Below are 3,551 nucleotides of genomic sequence, written 5' to 3'. Positions count from 1 at the left end.
CTGTTAGTCCATCTTTGAATTATTTAAATACTAGGAATCTATTACCTTTAATTATTTTATTACAGTTAAAATTAATCTAAATCTTCTAAATCATGCACCAACATTAGTATTGACTCATCATCTATTGTAGATACTTTTGATAAAAAATTAATTGCATCCTTACTTGAAGTAATCTCTGCAATACATTTTGCACGCCCTATTACTGCTTCAGTTATACGTGCTCTAGCTTTTTCTATTGCCGTCGCAAAGTAATTTTCAGCTTTTTTAGCGTCATCATCAATTGCATAGTAAAAATAGGCTAGCTCAATTAATGCATTAACATTAAAAGGATCCATATCAACTGCTTCCTGATGAATATTTCTTATATCATCTAACGAATAAGATTCGCTATCACTGCCCTGCATACACATTCCTTTAACCGCTAGCATAGATGAATTTAATTTTGTATTTTCTTCTAATTCCTTAATTAGACTAAGAGCTTCATCATAATTTTTTTCTTTCATTTCTTTAAATATTTTATTTAACATATTTGTTCCTTATAAAAATTAAGGGCAGAGGCCTTTACCTGACAATCGTTTATCCTCTTGAATTAACTTCTTCATTTGCTGGGCAGCTCGCTTAACACTTTTTTTCGCATCCTTGTGTAAAAACGCAGTTTTATTCGTTTTTATATATGCATTTTAATTACCTAGTCCAAAGCTGTTTACTAATGATAATAGCAAGTACAATCTCTCAAAAATACAGGATAAATAACACCTAAAAACAAGTTATAAAAATACAATAAATAAAATTTAAAAACTTTTTATTCTATTCTTAAAATACTCAAGAACATCTTCAATATTATCTCCTCTAAAACTGCAATCGCCCACATATAGAGACACATCAGCCTCAACAGGCTTATCGTCAAACGAGGTATTTAAGCAAACATATTTAATAACAAATAGCTTACCAAAATAATTTAAATATTCTTTATCATAAAATATATCCAACCTATACTTATCTAATCCACAATCAGATACATTCTCAATATAATTCACCTGAACCAAATTATATATTTTCATACACATACTCGACCCAAAAATACGTTTAATTTTTTTTATAAAATCCATAAATACTTCATGAGAAGTATTGAAAAGCTCTTCCTCATATTTATAAAAATAGTCGTCTTCCACATATAACAAAATATTATCATCTAATATATTATACTCATCCTGCTTATAAACTCGTCCAAAAAAAAATTCTGTTTGAAATGCTTTTGAAATTTCAAGCCGTAAATAAAAGTTTTTATAGTCATCACGATCTAGTGGCTTTATCTCAATTACTTCTTTTACCTCAGTATATTGTTCACTCATTCTCTATCTTCCTGAGCAGATACATCTACAGTGTCTAGCATGAGTTCCTAACGGGACCGATTGAGTAGCATCTCGCTTAGCTGCTGAACATGCATCAGACTCTGTTTTACCTTGTCCAAATCCACCTATATACCCTGGAACTCTACCATCTAAAATAGGATCTATTACTTTAATTTGGCATTTAGCAGTACAAGACCAACGTCCTGCTTTTCTTTTTTCATAAATAATTGTTTCTGATACGACAATACTACCACTGCATCCGCTAGCTGTAGTGTTTGAGCCGCAATCATTTGTATTCTCTGAAGAGTCTGAAGAGAAAATCTGCCCCCAAGTATTATTCCAGACCCAAACTTGTAAATTAAGCCAGACTAGGACTAACTTTTCCCCGCCCCACTCATACTCCACTGGTTGCCCAAAAGGTAAAGCATTTGTAGGGTCCTCCCATTGATTTGTGTAAGCACCATTTCCATTAATTGGTACAACTACAGGTGCAGGTCTAATCAGAACTCTTAACCCCTTAGGATCTCTATACCTCAACCCATTCCCACCCGCATACCCATAGTGATTGATACCACCACTTAGGCCGATAGGATCACTTTGGCTATAACGCCCTACTCGTGGGTTGTAGTCCCTGAAGTAGTTGTAGTGTGTACCCGTTTCTGCATCAAAGTACTGTCCAGGGTAGCGCAGGTTCATGGTGATCAGGTTGGTGCTGTTGGGGGTGGTTTCCCCAAAAGCTTGCATTTGGGCTTGCCACGTTGTAGTGCCTTCACTGTTGGCGGCTATTTGTGGTGTGCCTAGGTGGTCGTTATAAAGGTAATGGTAGCTGGCGTTATTCAGTGTGCCTGTGCTGGTGGCGCTGTGGTTAAGGTTGGCTTGCCAGAGGGGTTGTGTTCCCCACTCACTGTCAGGTTTCCAGCCATAGGCTATTTGTAGTTGCCCTTGTTCGTTTAGTTCGCCGATGAGGCCTTCATCGGTATATAGGTAGTAGGTGGTTTCGCCGTTGATTTGTTTACTAATACGTTGCCCAAAGGGGTTGTAGTGGTAGGTGGCGATTTCAGTGTCGTTACGTTTGATGCTGTTTAAGCGGTCGTCGGTGTTGTAACCGTAGTCTAGGGCTTCTAGGGCGGTTTTCTTTTGGATGAGCTGGCCTGTTGGGCTGTAGCTTAAGTTTTCTTGCTGGCTACCAGTTTCCCAGCGGATTAGTTGATCGTTGGCGTTGTATTGCCATTCCCCCGGTTGGTGACGGCTGCCGATGCGGTTGCTGAAGCATAAGTGATATTTTCTTGTAAAACATGACCTAAAGGATCTAGACCATCAAAGGCTACCCTTGTTAACAAAAGCTAATTAGGGCAGCCAATTTGTATTTAATAGCCAATATTTTCATATATTTCTAAAGCATTAAATGGACGAGTAAAGTCAAAGTTTAAAACCGCCTCAATAAACTCTTCAGGCGGCAAGTAATTATTAATCTCTACATAATGATAAATTAATGTTGGAGCGCAGAAAAAATACTGATAGTCAACAGATGGGATAAGAATATTAGCTGTACCTAATAGATAAGATCTTTCCTTAAGGCAAAGGTACCCATCTTTGTTTCTTGTTCCGTCACATTCGTAAGATAAACCATTTAATCCACAATCTGTGATCCCTCTAAACCCCATATATGCCGAGTTGATTATATCACTACCTTTAATAATCTTTGCTAATTTATCTAGAAAACCTTCTGGAACCTTCCCTACTTTAAAAACTTTTTCCTGAGTTAGCCAACCAACACTTTTAATATTTAAAACGGGTTGATTTCAGTAATTCACATAATAACTCATATCTTTATAATACATAATATTTACTTCCTATTATTTCTAAGTGTGCAGGCAGCCCATACAACACAGCCCATATTAGGTTTTAAAATTTGATATAATTCCGTAGGATCTTGCACTGTTCTTGAATTGCTATAGTATATGATCTTCTCATCTGGCTGGTTCAATGTATAGTTAGGTATGTGATCGCCTGACCGATAGATTTTTAACCCTGTTATATCTTCATAGGTTTGAATATCCTCCTTATTTCTCAAATTTCTCGTTTTTCCATCTAAAAATATCCTCTTTATATATTTCTATTCTAAAAACATTTTCAATACTTTTTTTCCATAATTATTAATATAATAATTAGGATTCACTTTAATATTAGAATCAATAT

General features: G+C 35.7%; 5 protein-coding genes. All 5 read right to left on the bottom strand.

Translation table 11 applies throughout. The features are described 5' to 3' along the window. Positions 1–71: 71 nt before the first annotated feature. Positions 72–527, bottom strand: a complete 456-nt coding sequence (locus tag VQ643_RS16030) for a hypothetical protein (protein WP_414201480.1) — start codon at positions 525–527, stop codon at positions 72–74. A gap of 264 nt (positions 528–791) precedes the next feature. Beyond that, positions 792–1,352: a hypothetical protein gene (locus tag VQ643_RS16025; protein WP_414201478.1), complete on the bottom strand. Its 561-nt coding sequence runs from the start codon at positions 1,350–1,352 to the stop codon at positions 792–794. A gap of 3 nt (positions 1,353–1,355) precedes the next feature. Beyond that, complete coding sequence (locus VQ643_RS16020; protein ID WP_414201482.1) at positions 1,356–2,192, bottom strand: RHS repeat-associated core domain-containing protein; 837 nt, start codon at positions 2,190–2,192, stop codon at positions 1,356–1,358. 527 nt (positions 2,193–2,719) lie between these two features. Then, on the bottom strand, positions 2,720–3,016 hold the full coding sequence (locus tag VQ643_RS16015; RefSeq protein ID WP_414201476.1) for a hypothetical protein: 297 nt from the start codon (positions 3,014–3,016) through the stop codon (positions 2,720–2,722). A 182-nt stretch (positions 3,017–3,198) separates the two neighbouring features. Then, a complete protein-coding gene (locus VQ643_RS16010) occupies positions 3,199–3,426 on the bottom strand; it encodes a putative adhesin (RefSeq protein WP_414201474.1) in 228 nt (75 codons plus the stop codon). Positions 3,427–3,551: the final 125 nt, after the last annotated feature.

Origin of the sequence: Pseudomonas sp. F1_0610, assembly GCF_047470865.1 — a bacterium.
Taxonomy (GTDB): domain Bacteria; phylum Pseudomonadota; class Gammaproteobacteria; order Pseudomonadales; family Pseudomonadaceae; genus JAZDRH01.
The sequence above is the reverse complement of the archived record's forward strand: the minus strand, read 5'-3'. Positions and strand labels throughout refer to the sequence as shown.

Bases quoted from the DNA above. Each gene is read 5' to 3' on its own strand.
- VQ643_RS16015 (WP_414201476.1), bottom strand. From the start codon at position 3,016: ATGGGGTTTAGAGGGATCACAGATTGTGGATTAAATGGTTTATCTTAC.
- VQ643_RS16030 (WP_414201480.1), bottom strand. From the start codon at position 527: ATGTTAAATAAAATATTTAAAGAAATGAAAGAAAAAAATTATGATGAA.
- VQ643_RS16025 (WP_414201478.1), bottom strand. From the start codon at position 1,352: ATGAGTGAACAATATACTGAGGTAAAAGAAGTAATTGAGATAAAGCCA.